Source organism: Thiomonas sp. (assembly GCF_054608695.1).
In genome coordinates, this window is the sequence record NZ_JBTRXV010000041.1 from 13,839 (window position 1) to 35,285 (window position 21,447).

Below are 21,447 nucleotides of genomic sequence, written 5' to 3' on the forward strand. Positions count from 1 at the left end.
TCCGCCGCGCCAGGGCCGGACTTTTCAGCGGCGCTGGCCCTGCCCGGCCTTGCGCCGCGGCCGTCACGGCCTTGTGCATAAAATGGGTTCATGTTCGACATCCTCATGTACGTCTACGAAACCTACTGGCACCCCGAGGCCTGCCCGGAGCTCGGCCAGTTGTCGCGCAAGCTGAGCGCCGCCGGTTTCGAGAACGAAGAAATCAGTGACGCCCTCGACTGGCTGCGTGGCCTGGAGCAGGCCGTCGCCGGCAGCCGCACCCTGGGCGCGCCCAGCGACCGATCCATCCGGCTGTACGCCCAGCAGGAACTCGACTGCCTGGGTGTGGACGCCGTGGGCTACCTGAACTTCCTCGAGTCCGCCGGGACGCTGCAGGCCCATCTGCGCGAAATCGTCGTGGAACGGGCTTTGGCCACCGGCATCAAACAACTGCCGCTGGAGCAGCTCAAGACCATCGTCCTGATGGTGTTCTGGCGCCTCGACGAAGAGCCCGACGCCCTCATCCTCGACGAGCTTTTCGTCGAGGCCGACGATCGGGTCGTGCATTAAGCCTTCAGCCTCGCCCGCAACGGCCAGCAAGCCGCTGCGGCAACGCACACACCCCTCGCCTTCCCCTGGAGAAACCCCCATGTCCTGGAATCACAGCCGCGCCGCCCTGGGTGCCGTGCTCCCCTTGACCCTGCTGCTCGCCGCATGTGGCGGCGGCGCCAGTACCCAGTACCAGGGTTCCATCCTCAACGGTACGGTGTTGATGGGCGCGGGGCAGCCTGTCAACAGCAATGGTGCGGGTACCGTGTGTTTATACGCGGTGACCAACGGCCAGGGTAATCCGATCAACACGGCGGTTTCTCCTCCAGCCAACCTGGGAACAAACCTGACCTCGTTCAATACGTGCAATATCCCCATCGCTGCCAATGGCACGTTTTCGGCCAATCTGACGAGCTACTATGGCCCGGTTCTCATCCAGGTCGCAGGCGGCAGCTACACCAATGTGGCGAACGGAGCTGCGACCTCCCTGGCCAATCTCGCCAGCACCAACGCCAGCCTCCAGGCCATGGTCCAAATTGGCGGCGGCGGCACGGTGAATGCCGTGGTGACACCGCTGACCACCGTGGCCACGGCCATGATCACCCCCAACAGCGGTCTGACGATGGCCAACTATGCTGCGGCCTCGGCCAAGGTGGCCAGCGAGTTTCAACTGGGTGGCCTGAACATCAATGCCATGCCGGCATCCGGTGATGCCTATGACATGGCGCTCAAGGGCGTGCAGGAATACCTGGCGGTTGCGCCGGCTTCGACCGACGACCCGAATGCCAACAATTTGCTGACCTGGAACCTCACGGCTTCGCCTGTTGCCAGCGACTACACCACCGCCTACAACGCCATCAACGGCACGGCGCTGACGTTCACATTCAACTGAAACCAGGCCGGGATTGTGTTCCCAGCCATGAAAAAGCCGCCATCAGGCGGCTTTTTCATGCAGGCCATGACACCCTGTTCGCCTACACCACGGCTCCCGCATTCGGGTCGTTCGGGTTCTTGGGACGGCCAGGACCGGACTTGAGCATGTCGTCGCGCTTCACCCCCAGCCACATGGCGATGGCGGCGGCGACGAACACCGAGCTGTAGATGCTCATCGAAATGCCGATGATCAGCGCCAGGGCGAAGAAGTGCAGCGCCGGGCCGCCGAAGAAGAACATGGAGAACGCCATCGCCAGGGTCGAGCCGTGGGTGATGATGGTGCGGCTGGTGGTGTTGGTGATGGCGCTGTCGATCACCTGCACCGTGGTGTATTTGCGGTACTTGCGGAAGTTCTCGCGCACCCGGTCGAAGATCACCACCGACTCGTTGACCGAATAGCCGAGCACGGCCAGCACCGCCGCCAGCACCGGCAGCGAGAACTCCCACTGGAACAGCGCGAAAAAGCCGAGCACGATGATGACGTCGTGCAGATTGGCGACGATGGCGGCGATGGAGAACTTCCACTCGAAGCGGAACGCCAGGTACAGCATGATGCCGACGATGACGAAGGCCAGCGCCTTCAAGCCGTCGGTGGCGAGTTCGGATCCCACCTGCGGGCCGACGAATTCGGTGCGCCGCATCTGCACCTGCGGGTCGGCGGTCTTGAGCGCGGCCAGCACCTTGTCGCTTTGTTGCGCGCTGGACTCGCCCTCGCGCAGCGGCAGGCGGATGACCACGTCCTGCGCGGTGCCGAAGGTCTGGACCTGCACGTCGCCATAGCCCATCTTGGAGACAGTGCCGCGAATGGAGTCGAGATTGGCCGCCTGCGGGTAGCCCACTTCCATCACGGTGCCGCCGGTGAACTCGATGGACAGGTGCAGGCCGCGCGAGACCAGGAAGAACACGGCGGCGACGAACATCAGCGCCGAGACGATGTTGAACACCGGCGCATAGCGCATGAAGGGGATGTCGCGCCGGATGCGGAAAAATTCCATCAGAGTCTCCGATTGGGGATGGCGTTCAGGCGCTCAGCGCTTGGCCGGTTGTTTGGCCGGCTGCTTGTTGCCGGATCCGGCGGCGGGCTTGGCCGGGCGGGCGGAGGCAGCGACGGCCGTGGTCGCGGCCTCCGGCTTCCAGATCTGGCCGATGGACAGCGACTGCAGGCGGCGTTTGCGCCCGTACCAGAAGTTCACCAGGCCGCGCGAGAAGAACACCGCCGAGAACATGGAGGTGAGAATGCCCAGCACGTGCACCACGGCGAAGCCGCGCACCGCGCCCGAGCCGAAAATGAGCAGGGCGAGGCCGGCGATCAGGGTGGTGACGTTGGAGTCGAGAATCGTCGCCCAGGCGCGCTCGTAGCCGGTGGCGATGGCGGCCTGGGGGCTGGCGCCATTGCGCAGTTCTTCGCGAATGCGCTCGTTGATCAGCACGTTGGAGTCGATGGCCATGCCCAGCGCCAGGGCCATGGCGGCGATGCCTGGCAGCGTGAGCGTGGCCTGCAGCATGGACAGCAGCGCGATCAGCAGCATGAGGTTGACCGCCAGACCGATGGACGAGATCACGCCGAACAGCATGTAGTACACGCACATGAAGACGACGATGGCGACGAAACCCCAGGTGACCGAGTGGAAGCCCTGCAGGATGTTCTGCTGGCCGAGGCTCGGGCCGATGGTGCGCTCCTCGATGATCTGCATCGGCGCCGCCAAGGCGCCTGCGCGCAGCAGCAGGGCGATGTCGTTGGCTTCGGGCACGGTCATGTTGCCCGAGATCTGCACCCGGCCGCCGGCAATCTCGCCGCGCACCACCGGGGCGGTGACGACCTGGGCGCTGTGGCGGTCGATCAGCACCATGGCGATGCGCTTGCCGACGTTGGCGCGGGTGACGTCGCGGAAGATGCGCGAGCCGCGCGAGTCCAGCGTGAGAAACACCGCCGGGTCGTTGTTCTGCGGGTCGAAGCCGGTCTGCGCGTCGGTCAGGTTTTCACCCGTCAGCAGCACGTCCTTGTTCACCATCAGCGCATTGCCGGAACGGTCGTACAGCTTCTGGTCGCCGGGGGGCGGTGGGCCGTTGCTCGTCAGCGCGGCCTGCGCCACGGGGCTGTCGTCCACCATGCGCACTTCCAGCGAGGCGGTGCGGCCGAGAATGTCCTTGGCGCGGGCCGTGTCCTGAATGCCGGGGAGCTCCACCACCACGCGGTCGGCGCCCTGCTGCTGAATCACCGGTTCGGCCACGCCCAGCTCGTTGATGCGGTTGTGCAGAGTCTGGATGTTCTGCTTGATCGCGTAATCCTCGGTCTGCCGGATGGTCTGCGGACTGAGCTTGATGCTGATGCCGCCGCCAGATGCCGCCGGGGTGCTGGTGACGAGCGCGTCACCGACGATGTCTTTCAGCACCGGCTGCGCGGCGGTGAACATCTCCGGGTCGCGGAAGTCGAGCTGCACGGTGTCGCCCACGCGCTTGAGTTCGCTGTAGCGCACGTCCTTGTGGCGCAGCGCGGTTTTCAGCTCGCCGGCAATGGAATCCAGCTTTTTCTGGATGGCCGCCTGCATGTCCACCTGCAGCAGGAAATGCACGCCGCCGCGCAAGTCCAACCCCAGATACATGGGGTTGGCATGCAGGGCGCTGAGCCAGGCCGGCGACAAGCTCAGCAGATTGACGGCGACGATATAGCTCGGGTTGTTGCGGTTCGGATTGAGCGCATGCGCCAGGATGTCGCGCGCCCGCAGCTGCACCTCGGTCTTGGCGAAGCTGTAATTCAGCGTCGAGCCGCTGATGAAGCTGCGCAGCGGCGTGATGCTGGCGGCCTTCAGGGCCTGCTCGCCCTGGTTCAGCAGGGCGGCGTTCGGCAGGTCGCGCCCGGCATGCGCCGAGGTGATTTGCACGGCCGGCGCTTCGCCGTAGAAATTGGGCAGGGCATAGACGAACCCCACCACCAGCACGGCGGCCATGATGAGGTACTTCCACAGCGGGTAACGGTTCATGATGGGCTCGGGCGGCAGAGGCCAGGCGTGGCGACCCCTGCGTGGGCTTGCAGCGCGGGGGGCGCTGGCGGCGCAAATGCGTGCGGCTGGTGGCCGTGGCTTCAGACGGCCTTGATCGTGCCCTTGGGCAGCACCATGCTCACGGCCGAGCGCTGCAGCTGCACTTCAAGTTTGTCGGCCACTTCGAGCTGGATGTAGTTGTCGCCCACCTTGGTGACGCGGCCGACCAGGCCGCCGGTGGTCACGACTTCGTCGCCCTTGGTCAGCGCGTTGATCATCGCCCGGGTTTCTTTCTGGCGCTTCATCTGCGGGCGGATCATGACGAAGTAGAGGATGACGAACATCACGACGATGGGCAGCAGGCTCACCAGCGTGGATTCGGCACCAGCTTGCGGCGCAGCGCTTTGGGCATGCGCGATGGAAATCAGATTCATGGGGCTATCCGTTCAAGAACAGGCGTTGAAATGGCTTGCGCACGGCTTGGCGCAAGCCCGCATTGTCGCAAATCTCAGTCCTGGTCCGGCCCGACCGGGGCAAGGCGCCCGAGGCGGCGCGCGAGAATGGCGTAGACGATCCCATTCAGCGCGAACAGGCCGGTCCCCAGCGCCCACTGGATCGGGCGCGTCAGCCCGTCGGGATAGAGCGCGGCCAGCAGGTAATGGGTGATGAATCCGCCCGAGTAGCCGGCCTGGTGCGCCTGGTGCAACAAGGCATTCTGCAGAACGGTCAGCGGGCACATCAGCCCGGCCCATTCCACCAGCACGCCCCAGGCCAGCGCCGGCAGATGCAGCCAGGCCAGTCGCGGCCGGCGCAGCACCAGCAAACCCCCCAGCACGACCCAGAGCACGAACAGCGCGTGGACCAAAACCACCAGATCGGCAAGGAATTGCGCAAGCATGACCGTTTTTCCCGTGTTGGCGCGCGTGGATGCCAGGCATTCTCCCAGTCTTCATCCCGTAGACTCGTCTCACACCGTAAGGTTGCCCGCCCATGCCAGCCAGTTGCTGGCAGGAACAAAACCCAGCGAAGACCGTGACCAAGTGCCCATGCGCATATCGCGGCCAATGTGGCCAACGCGGCCATGGCGGTCGAGCCAGTTCAACATCGGAGCTTCCCGCATGTCTTCTTCCCAACCCGTCTTCCACTGGGACGACCCGCTGCAACTCGACGCCCAGCTCAGTGCCGACGAGCGCGCCGTGCGCGACGCGGCCCATGCCTACTGCCGGGGCCGGCTCGCGCCGCGGGTGCAAGACGCGTTCCGCCACGAGACCACCGACCCGGCCATCTTCCGCGAGATGGGCGCGCTCGGCCTGCTCGGACCCACCATTCCCGAGGAGTATGGCGGCGCCGGCCTGAACGATGTCGCCTGCGGTCTGATTGCCCGCGAAGTCGAGCGGGTGGATTCCGGCTATCGCTCCATGATGAGCGTGCAAAGCTCGCTGGTGATGGTGCCCATCCACATCTTCGGCACCGAAGCGCAGAAACAGAAGTACCTGCCCAAACTCGCCGCCGGCGAATGGATCGGCTGCCTCGGCCTGACCGAACCCGACCACGGCTCCGACCCCGGCGGCATGACCACGCGGGCGCGCCAAGTGCCCGGCGGCCACGCGCTGAGCGGCGGCAAGATGTGGATCAGCAACAGCCCGATCGCCGACTGTTCGTGGTCTGGGCGAAAGACGACGCCGGCGAGATTCGCGGCTTCATCCTCGACAAGGGCGCCAAGGGCCTCTCGGCTCCCGCCATTCACGGCAAGGTGGGGCTGCGTGCCTCGATCACCGGCGAGATCGTGATGGACAAGGTATTCTGCCCCGAGGAGAACGCCTTCCCGCAGGTGCGCGGGCTCAAAGGCCCGCTCACCTGCCTCAACAGCGCGCGTTTCGGCATTGCCTGGGGCGCACTGGGCGCCGCCGAAGACTGCTACCGCCGCGCGCGGCGGTACGTGCTCGACCGCCAGCAGTTCGGCCGTCCGCTGGCCGCCAACCGGCTCATCCAGAAAAAGCTGGCCGACATGCTGACCGAAATCAGCCTCGGCCTGCAGGGCTGCCTGCGGCTGGGGCGGATGAAAGAGGACGGCAGCGCCGCCGTGGAACTCGCCTCCATCATGAAGCGCAACAGTTGCGGCAAGGCGCTCGACATTGCCCGCACCGCGCGCGACATGCTGGGCGGCAACGGCATCTCCGACGAGTTCGGCGTCGCCCGCCATCGGGTCAACCTGGAAGTGGTGAACACCTACGAAGGCACGCACGACGTGCATGCGCTCATTCTGGGCCGCGCCATCACGGGGATTGCGGCGTTTTGATGGAACGTCGTCCGTCACAGCCGGGGTTTGCGCAACCATGACCGACGCATCCCAAATCCAGATCCCGCCCTCGTTCATCGCGCTTTATCTGGCGCCGAACCGCAGCAAGCCCAACGCGACGCGCGAGCAGATCAGCCAGCGTTACGAGTTTTGCGAGGATCTGGCGACGATGCTGACCGAGCACGCCGCCGACATCAAAGCCAGCCTGCACGTGACCGAGGGCGATGTGCTGGTGCGCATCCACCGCGGCTTGCTGGCGGATGGCTCGGGGGTCAGTGCGCAGGAAGCGCAATGGGTGCTGACCCGGCTGGCGGAGTTGCTGCACTGGCCGATGACGCTCGCAGCACGCGATGCGTGACCCTGCCTGCGCGCAGCAGCAGCCTGCGCTGCCAACGGGAGCGTGACAAGTCCAAGAGCGCAACGCAACACATCCCGGTGCCATTCGTCCTTATGTACGCAAACGCACGGAGCTGCGCCGAGGTTTGATCTATATTGGAAGCCCAATACAACTCGGGTGCGTGCGCTGCACGTCAGGCCGCGCCATTGCAAGCGTTCGGGCAGGACCGTTGCGCGTCGCACCCGCGAGTTGCGCGACTTGCCGAGCCTCATCGAATCCATGCCCAACCTGCACATTCTTTCCCCGTTTTTTCTCGCGCTGGTCGTGATCGGCCTGTTTTTGGCCTCATCCCTCAAAATCATCTACGAGTATCAGCGAGCAGTCGTTTTCCAACTCGGGCGTTTCCTCAAGGTCAAGGGGCCTGGGCTCATCATCGTGATTCCCATACTCCAGCGCATGGCCCGCATGGATTTGCGCACTGTGGTGCACGAGGTGCCATCGCAGGACGTGATCTCGCATGACAACGTCTCCGTCAAAGTCGATGCGGTGCTGTATTTCCGGATCGTCGATCCGGAAAAGGCCTTCATCCAGGTGGCGGATTTTTTCTCCGCGACCAGCAAGCTCGCGCAGACCACCTTGCGCGCGGTTCTGGGCAAGCACGATCTGGATGAAATGCTGTCCGAGCGCAGCAAGATCAATGCCGACATCCAGGCCATCCTGGAAGCCCAGACCGAGGCCTGGGGGATCAAGGTCAGCGTCGTCGAAATCCGCAATATCGAACTCACGGAAGACATGGTGCGGGCCATTGCCAAGCAGGCCGAGGCCGAGCGCGACCGCCGCGCCAAGGTGATTCATGCCGACGCCGAATTTCAGGCGGCGCAGACGCTGGTCAACGCGGCGGCCATCCTGGCCTCCGCGCCTGGTGGCATGCAGTTGCGCTATCTGCAAACGCTTTCCGAGATCGGCACGGAAAAAAATTCCACCGTCATCTTCCCCATGCCCATCGATCTGATCAAACCGATTTTGCAGATCATCGAAAAAGTGGCCGACACCCATTGAGCCGCAACGTCAGGCCCGGGTTTGTGCGTTGCGCTGGGGCGTTCCAACCCGCCGAATCACCCGTCACGACCGAGAAGGAGAACCTGCTTTGAAGCGCGGTGGCGCCGCTCGTCGTAGCTGGGGCGGGGTGCGAAAACAATTGTTTCGCCTCGATGTTTCGCGCCCCGCCCTGGTGGGCGAACCCGCGCTGCGCTCGGAGTTGCTGAGCGCCGACCAGATGGAGCATTATGGCGTGGTGCTGGCCAACAGGCACCGCGCGTCGGAACGAACGTTGGCCAATGCCCTGCTGGCGCGCTTGGCCGATAACGAAGCCATGCTGGCGCAGGCCAGCGAAAGGCTGACGCAGGCCGTCGGTGCGGGCCACCGCATCACGCCGGCGGCGGAATGGCTGCTCGACAACGATTACCTGATCGAGGAGCAGATTCGCACGGCGCAGCGCGACTTGCCCAAGGGCTACAGCCGCGAGCTGCCGCGACTGCTCGACGGCCCGTCGGCCAAGTTGCCACGGGTCTATGACATCGCCCTGGAAACCATCACCCACGGCGATGCCCGCGTGGACGGCGAGAGCCTGCGCCGCTTCGTGGCGGCGTACCAGACGGTGACGCCGCTCAAGCTGGGCGAGCTGTGGGCGATTCCGATCATGCTGCGGCTGGGCCTGATCGAGAACCTGCGCCGCGTCGCCGTGCGTGTCATGGAGGAATGGAACGATCGCAACCTCGCGGGGCTTTGGGCCGACCGCATGACCATGATTGCCGAGAGCGATCCCAAGAGCGTGGTGCTCGCGGTGGCGGACATGGCGCGCTCGAATCCGCCGATGACCAGCTCGTTCGTTGCCGAACTGACGCGGCGGCTGCAAGGGCAAGGCCCGGCGCTGGCGCTGGCGCTGACCTGGATCGAGCAGACCCTGTCCGAATCCGGCCTCGGCATCGAGCGACTGGTGCAACTGGAGGCGCAGCAGCAGGCCGCCGACCAGGTGACGATCGGCAACAGCATCGGCAGTCTGCGCATGCTCACCAGCATGGACTGGCGCACGTTCGTCGAGTCCATGAGCCACGTCGAGCAGGCGCTGCGGCGGGATCCGTCCGGGGTTTATGCGGCGATGGATTTCGTCACGCGCGATCACTACCGCCATGTGGTGGAAAGTCTGGCGCGGCGCAGCACCCGCAGCGAATGCGAGGTGGCGCGCGCAGCCATCGACTTGGCCGGCGGCAGCGCGCACAGTGCCGCACGCGACATCGCAGACGACACCGCACAGCGGGCGGTGCGAAGCCATGTGGGCTACTACCTCGTCGATCAGGGTCTGGCGGCGCTGGAGCGGCGCGTCGACGCGCGCGACACGGCTGTCACAGCCCTCAAACGAGTGGCGCAGCGCGCGCCACTGACCCTGTACCTGGGCTCGATCGTGGTGCTGCTGGCCTTGCTGGCGCAGCCGCTGTTGCAGGCCGTGCTGCGCCATGGCTGGCAGGGCTGGCAAGGGTTGGTATGGGCGCTGATTGCCGTGCCGGTGATCCTGATCAGCAGCCAGCTGGCCATCAGTCTGGTGAATTGGCTGGTGTCCATCGTGGTGCTGCCGCACATGCTGCCGCGGCTGGATTTTTCCAAGGGCCTGCCGCCGCAGGTCCGCACGCTGGTGGTGATTCCGGCCATGCTGACCCGCGCGCAGGACGTGGACGCATTGGCGGATGCGCTGGAAGTGCGATTCCTGGCCAACCGCGATGCGCACTTGCACTTTGCACTGCTCACCGATTTCGCCGATGCGCCCAGCGAGGTGCTGGAGTCGGATGCGGCGCTGTTGCTGCAGGCCAGGCAACGCATCGATGCCCTCAATGCCAGCCACCCCGATGACCAGGCCGACCGCTTTTTTCTGCTGCACCGGCCACGCCGCTGGAACGCGGCCGACAAGTTATGGATGGGTTACGAGCGCAAGCGTGGCAAGCTGGCCGAGCTCAACGGCTTGCTGCGCGGCGCCGGGCCCGCGCGTTTTTTGCTGATCGTCGGCCGCACCGAGGTGTTGTCCGAGGTCAAGTACGTCATCACCCTGGATACCGACACGCAGTTGCCGCGCGATGCCGCGCGCCAGTTCATCGGCGCCATGGCGCATCCGCTCAATCGCCCTGTGGTTGACGCCGCCACGCAGTGCGTCATCGCGGGCCACGCCATTCTCCAGCCGCGCGTCGGCATCAGCCTGCCCAGCGCGGCGCGCTCGGTCTATGCGCAACTGTTCGGCAGCGACGCCGGCATCGACCCCTACACGCGCGCCGTGTCCGACCTCTATCAGGATCTGTTCGGCGAAGGCTCGTTCATCGGCAAGGGCATTTACGACGTCGATGCCTTCGAGCAGGCCACCGACGGCCGCTTCGCCGAGAACAGCATCCTCAGCCACGATCTGGTGGAGGGCTGCTTCGCGCGCTCGGGCCTGATCAGCGACGTGCAGTTGTACGAGGACTATCCGTCACGCTACAGCGCCGATGTCAGCCGTCGCCACCGCTGGATTCGCGGCGACTGGCAGCTGCTGCCGTGGCTGCTGCCGTGGGTGCGCACGCCGGGCCGCAGGCGCGCGCGCAATCCGCTGTCCGCGCTGTCGCGCTGGAAAATCCTGGACAACCTGCGCCGCAGCCTGGTGCCCGCCGCGCTGCTGGCCTTGCTGCTGCTCGGCTGGTTCGCCATGGCGCAAGTGGCGGCATGGACCGTGGCGGTGCTGGCCGTGGTGTTCGTGCCGCCGCTGCTGGCCGTGCAGCTTGACCTGTTCCAGAAGCCGCGCGACGTGCTGCTTGACCAGCATCTGCGCGCCGCGCTGCGCAGCAGCGGCGCGCAGGCTGCGCAAGTGCTGTTGAAGCTGGCGTGGCTGCCGCACGAGGCGCTGTACAGCATGGGCGCGGTGTTGCGCACACTGGGGCGCATGGCGGTGACGCGGCGCAGGCTGCTGCAGTGGAACCCGTCCCAGGAGGTCGAGCGCGGCAGCGGCGACACGTTGGCCGGACTGTTCAAGTCGATGGCGGTGGGGCCGGCCCTGGCGCTGCTGACGGCACTGGCGCTGGCGTTGCAGCGGCCGGGCGCGCTGCTCGTTGCCGCGCCCTTGCTGCTGCTGTGGCTGGCGTCGCCAGCCATCGCCTGGCGCATCAGCCAGCCCTTGACCACAGTGGCGTTCGCGCCGACACCGCAGGCACTGCGCTTTCTGCGCCGGCTGGCGCGCAAGACCTGGGCCTTTTTCGAGGCCCATGTCGGCGCGCAGGATCACTGGCTGCCGCCCGACAATTTCCAGGAGCAGCCCGCGCCGGTCATCGCGCACCGCACCTCGCCCACCAATATGGGGCTGGCGCTGCTGGCGAATCTGGCGGCCCATGACTTCGGCTACCTCGGCATCGGGCGGCTGCTGCAGCGCACCGGCCAGGCCTTGCAAACCATGCAGGGCCTGCCGCGCTACCGCGGTCATTTCTACAACTGGTACGACACGCTCAACCTGCAGCCACTGGCGCCGCGCTACATCTCCACCGTGGACAGCGGCAATCTGGCCGGCCACCTGCTGACCTTGCGCCCGGGGCTGCTGGCGCTGATCGACGCGCCGCTGTTCGACGCAGGCCTGCTGCACGGATTGGACGATACCCTGGCCTTGCTGCGCGAGGCCGCGCGCGCCAGCCATGGCGATGCCGCCGCGCTGGATGCGTTTCGCAGCGCACTGGACGGCGCGCGCGCCCAGCCGCCGCAGACCCTGGCCGCCGCCGCCACCTGCCTGCAGCGCCTGCTGGATGAGATCGAGGCCGTCGCGCTCGACGCCGCATCGCCTCCGGCATCGCCCGATGCCCAACAAGCCAGCGAGACCGCCTTCTGGCTGCAGGCGCTGCGCGAGCAATGCCGCGATGTCAGCGCCACGCTGCAGCCGGTCGCGGCGTGGACATCCCCGGCGGAACACACCGGGCAGCACGCATTTCCCACGCTGCGCCAGTTGGCGAGCGCCGGCGTGCAGTCCGCGCCAGCGGGCAAGGCCAGCGATGCCGGAGGCGATGCGTCGGGCGCAGCCCACGCCGCGCGGCGGCATGCCGCCGCGCTGATCCAGACCATCGAGCAGCTGGCGCAGCAGGCCGGGGCGCTGGCGCAGATGGACTACGGCTTTCTCTACGACACCGAGCGCGACCTGCTGTGCATTGGCTACAACGCCGACGAGCGCCGGCTCGACGCCGGCTTCTACGACCTGCTGGCCTCGGAAGCGCGGCTCACCAACTTCGTCGCCATCGCGCAGGAGCAATTGCCGCAGGACAGCTGGTTCGCGCTCGGCCGCCTGCTCACCACCAGCGGCGGCGAGCCGGTGCTGCTGTCGTGGTCCGGCTCGATGTTCGAGTACCTCATGCCCATGCTGGTGATGCCGAATTACGCCGGCACGCTGCTCGACCAGACCTGCCGCGCGGCGGTGGCGCGTCAAATCGAATACGGCGAACAACTGGGCCTGCCCTGGGGTGTTTCCGAGTCCGGCTACAACACCCAGGACACGCACTTCAATTACCAGTACCGCGCCTTTGGCGTGCCCGGACTGGGGCTCAAGCGCGGGCTGAGCGAAGAGCGGGTGGTGGCGCCCTATGCCTGCGCGCTGGCGTTGATGGTGGCGCCCGCCGCCGCCTGCGCCAATCTGCAGCGCCTGGCCGCGGCCGGCGTGGAAGGGCGCTATGGGCTTTACGAGGCGGTGGACTACACACCGGCGCGCCTGCAGCGCGGGCAAAGCGCGGCGGTGGTGCGTTCGTTCATGGCGCATCACCAGGGCATGAGCCTGCTGGCGCTCGACCATCTGTTGCAGCAGCGGCCGATGCAGCGGCGTTTCGAGTCCGACCCCAGCCTGCGCGCCACCCTGCTGCTGCTGCAGGAGCGGGTTCCCAAAACCGCTGCCGAGTACCGCCATGCCTCCGCCGCGCTGGCGCCGCAGGCGCTGGCCCGCGCGGCCGAAACCAGCCTGCGCATCCTCACCGACCCCGACCGCGCGCGGCCCGCCGTGCAGCTGCTGTCGAACGGCCGCTACCACGTCATGGTGAGCAGCGCGGGCGGTGGCTACAGCCGCTACCGCGGCATGGCGGTGACGCGCTGGCGCGAAGACATCAGCAGCGACAACTGGGGCACGTTCTGTTATTTGCGCGATGCCGACAGTGGCGAGTTCTGGTCCGGCGCGCATCAGCCCACGCCGCAAGCCACGCCGGCGAAACCCATGGCCTACGAGGCGATTTTTTCCGACGCCCGCGCCGAGTTCCGCGTGCGCGCGAACGACTTCGACACGCACACCGAAATCGTGGTGTCGCCGGAAGACGACATCGAGCTGCGGCGCATGCGCGTGACCAACCGCAGCCGCGCCCGGCGCACCATCGAGATCACCAGCTATGCCGAGGTGGTGCTGGCCCCGGCGCTGGCCGATGCGCTGCATCCGGCGTTCAGCAAACTGTTCGTGCAGACCGAGCTGGTGCGGCCGCTGCAGGCCATCGTCTGCTCGCGGCGCCCGCGCTCCAGCACCGAGCCGGTGCCGTGGATGTGCCATCTGCTGGCGGTGCACGATGCCCACATCGACGAAATCTCGTACGAGACCGATCGCGCCCGCTTCATCGGCCGCGGCCGCAGCGTGGCCGACCCCCTGGCCATGGGGAGCTTCAGCCAACGCCACCGCAGCCTCTCGAACAGCGAAGGCTCGGTGCTCGACCCGATCGTCGCCATTCGCTGCCGCATCACCCTCGACCCCGAGCAGTCGGCGCTGGTGGATCTGGTCACCGGCGTCGGCGACAGCCGCGAGGCCTGCATGCACCTGATCGAGAAATACCGCGACCGGCACCTGGCCGACCGCGTGTTCGACCTGGCCTGGACCCACAGCCAGGTGATGCTGCGTCAGCTCAACGCCAGCCAGGCGGACGCGCAGCTCTACGAGGAACTGGCCGCGTGCCTGCTCTACGCCCACGCCTCGCTGCGCGCCGAGGCCGGCATCCTGCGCGCCAACCGGCGCGGGCAGTCCGGGCTGTGGGGGCAGGCCATCTCCGGCGACCTGCCCATCGTGCTGCTGCACATCGCCGACCCGGCCAATATCGAGCTGGTGCGGCAACTGGTGCAGGCGCATGCCTACTGGCGCCTGAAGGGATTGGCGGTGGATCTGGTGATCTGGAACGAGGACCACGCCGGTTACCGCCAGCAGCTGCAGGATCTGATCATGGGGCTGATCGCGTCCGGTATCGAAGCCAGCCTGATCGACCGTCCCGGCGGCATCTTCGTGCGACCTGCGCAGCAGATCTCCAGCGAGGACCGCGTCCTGGTGCAGTCCGCCGCGCGCGTGGTGCTGACCGACGCTCGCGGCACGCTGGCCGAGCAGGTCGGGCGCCGGCGCCTGCTGAAGCAGCCCGAAGCTTTCGTTGCGACCCGCACGCGGCCGGCGGAGCCGAAGCACCCGGGCGACGCGTCCGTGGACGCACCCGCCGAAACCCTGCTGCTGGGCAATCCCTACGGCGGTTTCAGCGCCGATGGCCGCGAGTATGTGATCACCCTGGCCGCCGGGCAGACCACGCCGGCGCCGTGGGCGAACGTGCTGGCCAATGCCCAGTTCGGCACGGTGGTCTCCGAGAGCGGCAGCGCCTACACCTGGGGCGAGAACGCGCACGAGTTCCGCCTCACGCCCTGGCACAACGACCCGGTCACCGACGCCAGCGGCGAAGCCCTGTACCTGCGCGACGAGGAAACCGGCCACCACTGGTCGCCCACGCCCTGGCCGCGTCGCGGCGAAGGGGCCTACCGCACCCGCCACGGCTTCGGCTACAGCGTGTTCGAGCACAGCGAAGACGGCATCAGCACCGAGCTGTGGGTGTACGTGGCGCTGGATGCGGCGGTCAAATTCTCGGTGCTGAAGGTGCGCAATGCCTCCGGGCGGGCGCGCCGGCTGTCGGCCACCGGTTATGTCGAATGGGTGCTCGGCGACCTGCGCGACAAGACCGCCATGCACGTGGTGTCCGAGTCCGATCCGGTCACAGGCGCCCTGTTCGCGCGCAATGCCTACAACACGGAATTCGCCGGTCGCGTGGCGTTCTTCGATGTCGACAACCCGGCGCGCAGCGTCAGCGGCGACCGCAGCGAATTTCTTGGCCGCAACGGCAGCCTGCGCGCCCCGGCGGCGATGGCGAACGCGCGCCTGTCGGGTCAGGTGGGCGCCGGGCTGGACCCTTGCGCGGCGATGCAAATCCCCTTCGACCTGGGCGCCGGCGACACGCGCGAAATCATCTTCCGCCTGGGCGTGGCCGCTAGCGCCAAGGCGGCCAGCGAGCTGGTGCAGCGCTGTCGCGGCCTGGGCACTGCAGCCACCACGCTCGACGCCGTGCGCAAACACTGGCGCACCACGCTGGGCGCGGTGCAGGTGCGCACGCCCGACCCGGCCGTCGACGTCCTGGTCAACGGCTGGCTGATGTACCAGGTGATCGCCTGCCGCTATCTGGCGCGCAGCGGCTACTACCAGTCGGGCGGCGCCATCGGTTTTCGTGACCAGCTGCAGGACACCATGGCGATGATCCACGCCCAGCCCGACGTCGTGCGCCAGCACCTGCTGCTGTGCGCGGCGCACCAGTTCAGCGAGGGCGACGTGCAGCACTGGTGGCATCCGCCGCTGGACCGCGGCGTGCGCACGCGCTGCTCCGACGATTACCTGTGGCTGCCGCTGGCCGCCAGCCGCTATGTGCAGATCACCGGCGACCACAGCGTGCTCGGCGAGTCCGCGCATTACCTGGAAGGCCGCGGCGTCGGCCCCGATGAAGAGGCCTATTACGACCGGCCGACGCGCTCGGAACGGCGCGAGACCCTGTACCAGCATTGCGTGCGCGCCATCGAGCACAGCATGCCGCGCGGCGCGCACGGGTTGCCGCTGATGGGCACGGGCGACTGGAACGACGGCATGAACCGGGTCGGCGACCAGGGCCGTGGGGAAAGCGTCTGGCTCGGTTTCTTTCTGCACGAGGTGCTGCTGCGCTTCGTCCCGCTGGCGCATGGGCGCGACGACCCCGCATTCGCGGCGCGCTGCGAGGCCACTGCCGCCGCGCTGCGCGCCAGCCTCGACCAGCACGGCTGGGACGGCGCCTGGTACCGGCGCGCCTACTTCGACGACGGCACGCCGCTGGGTTCGGCCGGCGGCGCGGAATGCCAGATCGACTCGATCGCGCAGAGCTGGTCGGTGCTGTCCGGCGCCGCCGGCGCGGACCGCCAGCGCCAGGCCATGGATGCGCTCGACCAGCGCCTGGTGCGGCGCGACGCCGGGCTGGTGCAATTGCTGGCCCCGCCGTTCGACGTCTCCGCGCTCGATCCCGGCTACATCAAGGGCTATGTGCCCGGCGTGCGCGAAAACGGCGGCCAGTACACGCACGCCGCGGTGTGGGCGGCGATGGCCTTTGCCGAACTGGGCGACAGCGCCCGCGCCTGGGAACTGCTCGGCATGATCAACCCGGTGAACCACGCCCGCAGCGCCGCCGACATCGGCATCTACAAGGTCGAGCCCTATGTGATGGCGGCCGACGTGTATGCCGCCCCGCCGCATGTGGGCCGTGGCGGCTGGAGCTGGTACACCGGCTCGGCGGGCTGGATGTACCGGCTGATCGTGGAGTCGCTGCTCGGCCTGCGCCGCGAGGGCGAGCGCCTGCGCATCGCCCCGGTCATGCCCGCTGGCTGGCGTTCCTTCGAGCTGGATTACCGTCACGGCAGCGCGCTCTATCGCATCCGCGCCACACAGGCCGAGGCCACGATGGGAACGCCGGAAGTTGCTGCACGCATCGTCCTCGACGGCGAGGTGCAAGCCGAGTCCGGCATCGCCCTGCTCGAAGATGGCCGGGAACACCGGGTCGAGATTCGTCTGCGGCCCCGCATCGGTCAAGCACACTGAAGCTGCCGAGAGACAGTGGCCGCCGAGACAGGGGCCGCCGAGGCAGCAGGCCTGCTGCCTGGCTGTTCAATGCAGCGACAAGCCGCTGGCGCCGAAGATGCCGATGAGCCCGATGACGATCAGGTAGATGGCCACGATGTAGTTCAGCAACCGTGGGATGGCGAGAATCAGGACACCGGCAATCAGGGAGACGACCGGGCCAATGCTGAGGTGAAGGTTCATGATGAGTCCTTGCCGCTGTGGCGGAGTGCACTTGCGTCCGCAGCACGTTAGCTCGCTGTACGGCTGCGGTCTGTGCGCTGGCGAACGTCGTTCGGTGGAGCGGTCGCCGGTTTGACGCGCGCTTGCGCAGGGCGAGCCAAGCGAGCGCCAGGCTTGGATTCAGGGCTTTCTCGAATAGAGCCGTTGCATATCCTGAAAATTTTCGAGCAACTGGCTGGCATGGTCAAGGCGCCGTTCGAGCATGGCGCGAACCTGCGCGAGATCCGGCAGCTCGGGCTGGGACGGATGCAACATCGCGGCCGCCTCCCGGATGAGCGCCAGCGACTCGCCAAGCTGTTGCGCCAGGGTGGTGAGGAATTCTGTTTGGCGCCGCTGCGCCCGATCCGTGGCGATGCGCAACTGCTCGGCGCTGGACGCGGCGGACACGAGCTGCTGGTTGGCCAGGCGCAACTGCTCGTGGTGCAATCCGTGATCCGCGTACTCCCAAGGCGCGTGGCTGTGATGCACCTGCGGTGGGGGCGGCATTGGCGCATCCATCTTGGTGACCCCAAGAACCGGGTCGGCATGAAAGACGAAATGGCCTCGCATCTGCTTTTTGATGCGATACATCGCCATGTCGGCATGGTGGATGAGCGTGTCGGCGTCTTCACCGTCTTCGGGATAGACGCTGATGCCGATGCTGGCGGTCAGATTCGGCAGGCCGTCACCGAGAAAGGCCGCCTGGGCCAGTGCGGCAATGATTTTTCTGGCCGCCGCGGCGGCGTCGGACGCATGCGTGATGTCGGTCAGCAGAATGAGGAATTCATCGCCGCCGTGACGACTCACCGTGTCGGCCTCGCGAACCGCCGAGACCAGGCAGTTCGCGGTTCGCTTCAGAACCCTGTCACCCACGAGATGGCCATGGGTGTCATTGATCATTTTGAAATGGTCCAGATCCAGGAACAACAGCGCGATATGGCCGCCGTTCCGGTGGGCGTGGGTGATGGCCTGCATGAACCGGCCGAGAAACAGCGTGCGGTTGGGCAGTTCGGTGAGGGTGTCGCGCTCAGCGGTGCGCGACACCAGGTCCAGCGCCTTGACGGCCAGCGCCAGGTCGCCCTGGGCGCGCAGCATCGCCAGGACCAATTGCTGGTTGGCCTCGATCAGTGGGTTGGCATGCCCGTTGTTGAACCGGCCTTCGTGAGCATTCATTATGGGCTGTTCACCTCGACGCGCGGTTTGGCGCAGCACGGCGCCCATCAGTGGGCGACCGCGGTGCCCAGCAGGCGCTCGGTGAGCGCTGGCCCGAGCAGGCTGTCCAGCAATTCGTAATACGTATGCAGCAGCGCCCCTCCTCCGGCGACCGCGCTGTCGCGGCTTTGCTGCTGGAGCACGGTTCGCAGCAAGGCCAGGTCCGGGTGTGTCAACGTGTCGGCCTGCACACGCATCAACCAGGGGTAGGCGGCGCTGGTGAGCAGCAAGCTGCGTGAGAACAGGGCGGCGACGCCCTGTTGACCCAGGATGGGGCACAGCGCGGCGTTGATGTCTTCCCAGGTCGAAATGACGGACTGCGCGGCCGATGCGGCATCGGCGCCATCGCGCATCGCACTGGGGGAGTGCGCCACTGCAGGCTGGCTTTGCACGAAGTTGTCCATGGGATGTCGGGCTGATGGGTGCTGGGCGATAGTGGAACTGGGCGTTGTCGTGACATCCCAGCCTTGAGCACTTCACACAGGCCTTGGGGCCTGCATGAGGTGGCTCGTCATTCGATCTGGCTTGAGCTTGGCTCACGGCCACGAGGCTAGGCGACGCCGCAAGTTGAACATCGACGGATTTCAGCCTAGTCATTCGGGGGGCGATGTGTCCGTGCGTTAGCGAACATTGGCCGGCGCGCTCGGCATCGGTGCCGGCGCGACCCGAGCTATCGAGATCACGCCACGCCAGCGCATGCCCAGACACTGTGCGCTGGCGCACAGACGTGAGCACCCTGGAGGCCTAGTCTGCAGAAGCTGAGACGACTGCGGTGACCGCTTCGCCGGGCTGATGCCAGTCGCAGGTTTCGGTCGAAGCCTGCCGGCCGGGCGCTCGCATCGCGCGCCACACGGCGTGTACGCGCCGTGTGGCGTCGTCCGCCGTCCATGCCTTCGAAAGGAACGTCCCGATGAGCACCAAGACCAAAAGCACCAAGCCGAAGCTCAAAGTCAAAGCCAAGCCCGAAACCGCAGCCAGCAACAGCCGTCTGAAGCTGAACACCGCAGCCATCGATGCCGCGAGGAACAGCCTCAGCCAGGGCGCCATGACGCCGCACTACGGCCCGTGGAGCCAAGACATCATCCAGTTGCTCAACGACTCGCTCGCCACCGAGCTGGTTTGCGTGCTGCGCTACAAGCGTCACCACTTCACCGCGCAGGGGCTGGCTTCGCCCAAGATTGCCGAAGAGTTCCTGGTCCATGCCCAGGAAGAACAGGGCCATGCCGACCGCTTGGCCGAGCGCATCGTGCAGCTGGGCGGCCAGCCCGACTTCTCGCCGGATTCGCTCGCCGCGCGCAGCCATGCGGCCTACAACGACGCGCTCGACCTGAAGGCCATGATCCGCGCGAACCTCGTGGCCGAACGCGTGGCCATCGAAACCTACAGCCAGATCATCACGCTCATCGGCGACAAGGACTCGACCACCAGGCGCCTGGTGGAAGACATCCTGAGCAACGAGCAAGAGCACGCCGAGGAACTCAAGGACTGGCTGGCAGACTGAAGCGTCCGACCAGAAAGCTGCGCGACGCGTGCCCAGTCCATCTCGTTTTTCACGCCCGCATTTCGACAAGATCGAGGTCCATCATGATGCATCGACAAGTTTCAGTCACGGCTTCCATCCGGCGCATCAAGCCGCTGCCGCAGACGGCTGATCAACCCCTCACGGCCGAGCAATTGGTGTTTTTCAAGGCACTGCTGCTGCGTGAGCGCGAGGCCTTGTTGCAGTCGGCGCACGAGACCACCAGCCATCTGCAGGAGTTCGAGCCGACTCCCGACCCGTCTGACCGCGCCTCGCTGGAAGAGGACCATGCGCTCGAACTGCGGGTGCGTGACCGCGAGCGCAGGCATCTGCACGCCATCGACCAGGCGCTGGTGCGGATTCACGATGGCAGCTATGGCCTGTGCGAGGAGTCCGGCGAGCCCATCGGCTTCGCCCGACTGATGGCACGCCCCACCGCGACGCTTTCCCTGGACGAGCAGGCCTTGCGCGAATCGACCCGCAACCGCCGGCCCGTGCGCGGCCATGCATGAGCGTGCAAGGCCCGTGCACGTCGCCCCGCAGGTGAGCCCCAACCTGGAGCCATCCATCATGGTCAAGCCGCATGCCGTCACGGCGCGCAAAGCCCTTCTGACGCTGGCTTTCATCGGCGCCAGTGCACCATGGCTCATGGGTGTGGCCAAGACCGTGGCCAGCTTCACGGCCAGCGGGCCGCTGTGCTACGTCAAGTTGCCAGCGGGCACGTACACCGTGATGGGCACCCACCATGGGCAGACGCGGAGCATTCAGGTGCATGCCGGCAGCATGAACCAGTCTTTGCGCTGGTAGGCCTCGCGCTGGTCGGGGCCCGCCGAGGGCGCGGGCCGATTCGGAAACAGGCACGCCCCAGGCTCAGACTCCTACGATGCACACAGACTCGACACCGGCGCGCAGCGCACACCAACCATGACCACCAAAATACTCATACCCCTCGACGCCAGCGACACGGCGCAGGCTGCGGCGGCACACGCCATCGGCCTGGCGCGCGAGCATGCGGCCGCCGTGCGTTTTCTGGTCGTCATCGACTTCAACAGTTTCATGGGTTCCGTCCCCAACATGATCGAAGTGATGAGCAACGATGCCCGGCTGATGCTCGATGGCTGGATGCAAAGCGCCACGGATGCCGGCCTGCAAGCCAGCACCGCCATCGCCGAGACCAGCCCCGAGGCCACCGACATTGCCGCTGTCATCACGGCCGACGCGCAGGCCTGGGGCGCCGACCTGATCGTGTTCGGCAGCCATGGGCACAGCGGCCTTTACCACCTGCTGCAGCCCAGCGTGGCGGCTGGCGTGGAGCGCCTGTGCGCCATTCCCGTGCTCAACGTGCAGCTGGGCGAAGTGCCAGCGGCCTGAGGCCGGCGGCCATGGCCCGCGCCTGGCGGCAGGGGCGCTGCGCACCCGTGCGTCGCGGCCAAGCCGCCAACGCCTCATCCACCAACCCAAACACCATCC

Annotated in this window: 16 protein-coding genes and 1 pseudogene; 10 read left to right on the forward strand and 7 right to left on the reverse strand. The window is 66.7% G+C overall.

Features of this window, described 5'->3' with window-relative positions; genetic code table 11:
* The first annotated feature begins 90 nt into the window (after positions 1-90).
* Positions 91-549 (forward strand): Smg family protein, encoded by a 459-nt coding sequence (locus ACYCUK_RS13750; RefSeq protein WP_112484546.1) that lies wholly within the window; start codon positions 91-93, stop codon positions 547-549.
* Positions 550-628: 79 nt separating this feature from the next.
* A complete protein-coding gene (locus ACYCUK_RS13755; RefSeq protein WP_461595285.1) occupies positions 629-1,420 on the forward strand; it encodes a hypothetical protein in 792 nt (263 codons plus the stop codon).
* 82 nt (positions 1,421-1,502) lie between these two features.
* Here the strand turns inward: ACYCUK_RS13755 and secF are convergent, their stop codons facing one another.
* From secF to ACYCUK_RS13775, 4 genes are all read right to left on the reverse strand, one after another.
* Positions 1,503-2,456, reverse strand: coding sequence for a protein translocase subunit SecF (gene secF, locus ACYCUK_RS13760; RefSeq protein WP_112484544.1), 954 nt, complete (start codon positions 2,454-2,456; stop codon positions 1,503-1,505).
* 33 nt (positions 2,457-2,489) lie between these two features.
* On the reverse strand, positions 2,490-4,442 hold the full coding sequence (gene secD / locus ACYCUK_RS13765; protein WP_461595286.1) for a protein translocase subunit SecD: 1,953 nt from the start codon (positions 4,440-4,442) through the stop codon (positions 2,490-2,492).
* A 101-nt stretch (positions 4,443-4,543) separates the two neighbouring features.
* Entirely contained in the window at positions 4,544-4,876 is a 333-nt protein-coding gene (yajC, locus tag ACYCUK_RS13770) for a preprotein translocase subunit YajC (RefSeq protein ID WP_461595287.1), read from the reverse strand.
* A 74-nt stretch (positions 4,877-4,950) separates the two neighbouring features.
* Positions 4,951-5,340, reverse strand: coding sequence for a DUF2784 domain-containing protein (locus ACYCUK_RS13775; protein WP_461595288.1), 390 nt, complete (start codon positions 5,338-5,340; stop codon positions 4,951-4,953).
* Positions 5,341-5,560: 220 nt separating this feature from the next.
* Here ACYCUK_RS13775 and ACYCUK_RS13780 point away from each other — a divergent pair.
* The 4 genes and pseudogenes from ACYCUK_RS13780 (at position 5,561) to ACYCUK_RS13795 (ending at position 17,006) form a co-directional block, all read left to right on the forward strand.
* A pseudogene (locus tag ACYCUK_RS13780) lies at positions 5,561-6,741 on the forward strand (acyl-CoA dehydrogenase).
* Positions 6,742-6,778: 37 nt separating this feature from the next.
* On the forward strand, positions 6,779-7,099 hold the full coding sequence (locus ACYCUK_RS13785) for an ATPase with chaperone activity (protein WP_112484539.1): 321 nt from the start codon (positions 6,779-6,781) through the stop codon (positions 7,097-7,099).
* Between the two features lie 258 nt (positions 7,100-7,357).
* A complete protein-coding gene (locus ACYCUK_RS13790) occupies positions 7,358-8,137 on the forward strand; it encodes a slipin family protein (RefSeq protein ID WP_461595289.1) in 780 nt (259 codons plus the stop codon).
* A 139-nt stretch (positions 8,138-8,276) separates the two neighbouring features.
* Positions 8,277-17,006 (forward strand): GH36-type glycosyl hydrolase domain-containing protein, encoded by an 8,730-nt coding sequence (locus ACYCUK_RS13795; protein WP_461595290.1) that lies wholly within the window; start codon positions 8,277-8,279, stop codon positions 17,004-17,006.
* A 66-nt stretch (positions 17,007-17,072) separates the two neighbouring features.
* On the opposite strand, the gene ACYCUK_RS13800 is transcribed toward ACYCUK_RS13795, so the two are convergent.
* From ACYCUK_RS13800 to ACYCUK_RS13810, 3 genes are all read right to left on the reverse strand, one after another.
* Positions 17,073-17,228, reverse strand: a complete 156-nt coding sequence (locus ACYCUK_RS13800; RefSeq protein WP_461595291.1) for a DUF3096 domain-containing protein — start codon at positions 17,226-17,228, stop codon at positions 17,073-17,075.
* 159 nt (positions 17,229-17,387) lie between these two features.
* The gene (locus tag ACYCUK_RS13805; RefSeq protein ID WP_461595292.1) at positions 17,388-18,419 is read right to left on the reverse strand and encodes a diguanylate cyclase domain-containing protein; all 1,032 of its coding nucleotides are present in this window, start codon (positions 18,417-18,419) and stop codon (positions 17,388-17,390) included.
* Between the two features lie 47 nt (positions 18,420-18,466).
* Positions 18,467-18,862 (reverse strand): hypothetical protein, encoded by a 396-nt coding sequence (locus tag ACYCUK_RS13810; protein ID WP_461595293.1) that lies wholly within the window; start codon positions 18,860-18,862, stop codon positions 18,467-18,469.
* 506 nt (positions 18,863-19,368) lie between these two features.
* On the opposite strand from ACYCUK_RS13810, the gene ACYCUK_RS13815 reads away from it, so the two are divergent.
* From ACYCUK_RS13815 to ACYCUK_RS13830, 4 genes are all read left to right on the forward strand, one after another.
* Positions 19,369-19,959 (forward strand): ferritin-like domain-containing protein, encoded by a 591-nt coding sequence (locus ACYCUK_RS13815; RefSeq protein ID WP_461595294.1) that lies wholly within the window; start codon positions 19,369-19,371, stop codon positions 19,957-19,959.
* 83 nt (positions 19,960-20,042) lie between these two features.
* On the forward strand, positions 20,043-20,489 hold the full coding sequence (gene dksA / locus ACYCUK_RS13820) for an RNA polymerase-binding protein DksA (RefSeq protein ID WP_461595295.1): 447 nt from the start codon (positions 20,043-20,045) through the stop codon (positions 20,487-20,489).
* Positions 20,490-20,547: 58 nt separating this feature from the next.
* Entirely contained in the window at positions 20,548-20,784 is a 237-nt protein-coding gene (locus ACYCUK_RS13825) for a hypothetical protein (protein ID WP_461595296.1), read from the forward strand.
* 117 nt (positions 20,785-20,901) lie between these two features.
* On the forward strand, positions 20,902-21,348 hold the full coding sequence (locus ACYCUK_RS13830) for a universal stress protein (protein ID WP_461595297.1): 447 nt from the start codon (positions 20,902-20,904) through the stop codon (positions 21,346-21,348).
* The last annotated feature ends 99 nt before the right edge of the window (positions 21,349-21,447 follow it).

Coding starts and splice junctions, on each gene's coding strand:
- ACYCUK_RS13750 (WP_112484546.1), top strand. CDS start 91: ATGTTCGACATCCTCATGTACGTCTACGAAACCTACTGGCACCCCGAG.
- ACYCUK_RS13755 (WP_461595285.1), top strand. CDS start 629: ATGTCCTGGAATCACAGCCGCGCCGCCCTGGGTGCCGTGCTCCCCTTG.
- secF (WP_112484544.1), bottom strand. CDS start 2,456: ATGGAATTTTTCCGCATCCGGCGCGACATCCCCTTCATGCGCTATGCG.
- secD (WP_461595286.1), bottom strand. CDS start 4,442: ATGAACCGTTACCCGCTGTGGAAGTACCTCATCATGGCCGCCGTGCTG.
- yajC (WP_461595287.1), bottom strand. CDS start 4,876: ATGAATCTGATTTCCATCGCGCATGCCCAAAGCGCTGCGCCGCAAGCT.
- ACYCUK_RS13775 (WP_461595288.1), bottom strand. CDS start 5,340: ATGCTTGCGCAATTCCTTGCCGATCTGGTGGTTTTGGTCCACGCGCTG.
- ACYCUK_RS13785 (WP_112484539.1), top strand. CDS start 6,779: ATGACCGACGCATCCCAAATCCAGATCCCGCCCTCGTTCATCGCGCTT.
- ACYCUK_RS13790 (WP_461595289.1), top strand. CDS start 7,358: ATGCCCAACCTGCACATTCTTTCCCCGTTTTTTCTCGCGCTGGTCGTG.
- ACYCUK_RS13800 (WP_461595291.1), bottom strand. CDS start 17,228: ATGAACCTTCACCTCAGCATTGGCCCGGTCGTCTCCCTGATTGCCGGT.
- ACYCUK_RS13805 (WP_461595292.1), bottom strand. CDS start 18,419: ATGAATGCTCACGAAGGCCGGTTCAACAACGGGCATGCCAACCCACTG.
- ACYCUK_RS13810 (WP_461595293.1), bottom strand. CDS start 18,862: ATGGACAACTTCGTGCAAAGCCAGCCTGCAGTGGCGCACTCCCCCAGT.
- ACYCUK_RS13815 (WP_461595294.1), top strand. CDS start 19,369: ATGAGCACCAAGACCAAAAGCACCAAGCCGAAGCTCAAAGTCAAAGCC.
- dksA (WP_461595295.1), top strand. CDS start 20,043: ATGATGCATCGACAAGTTTCAGTCACGGCTTCCATCCGGCGCATCAAG.
- ACYCUK_RS13825 (WP_461595296.1), top strand. CDS start 20,548: ATGGTCAAGCCGCATGCCGTCACGGCGCGCAAAGCCCTTCTGACGCTG.
- ACYCUK_RS13830 (WP_461595297.1), top strand. CDS start 20,902: ATGACCACCAAAATACTCATACCCCTCGACGCCAGCGACACGGCGCAG.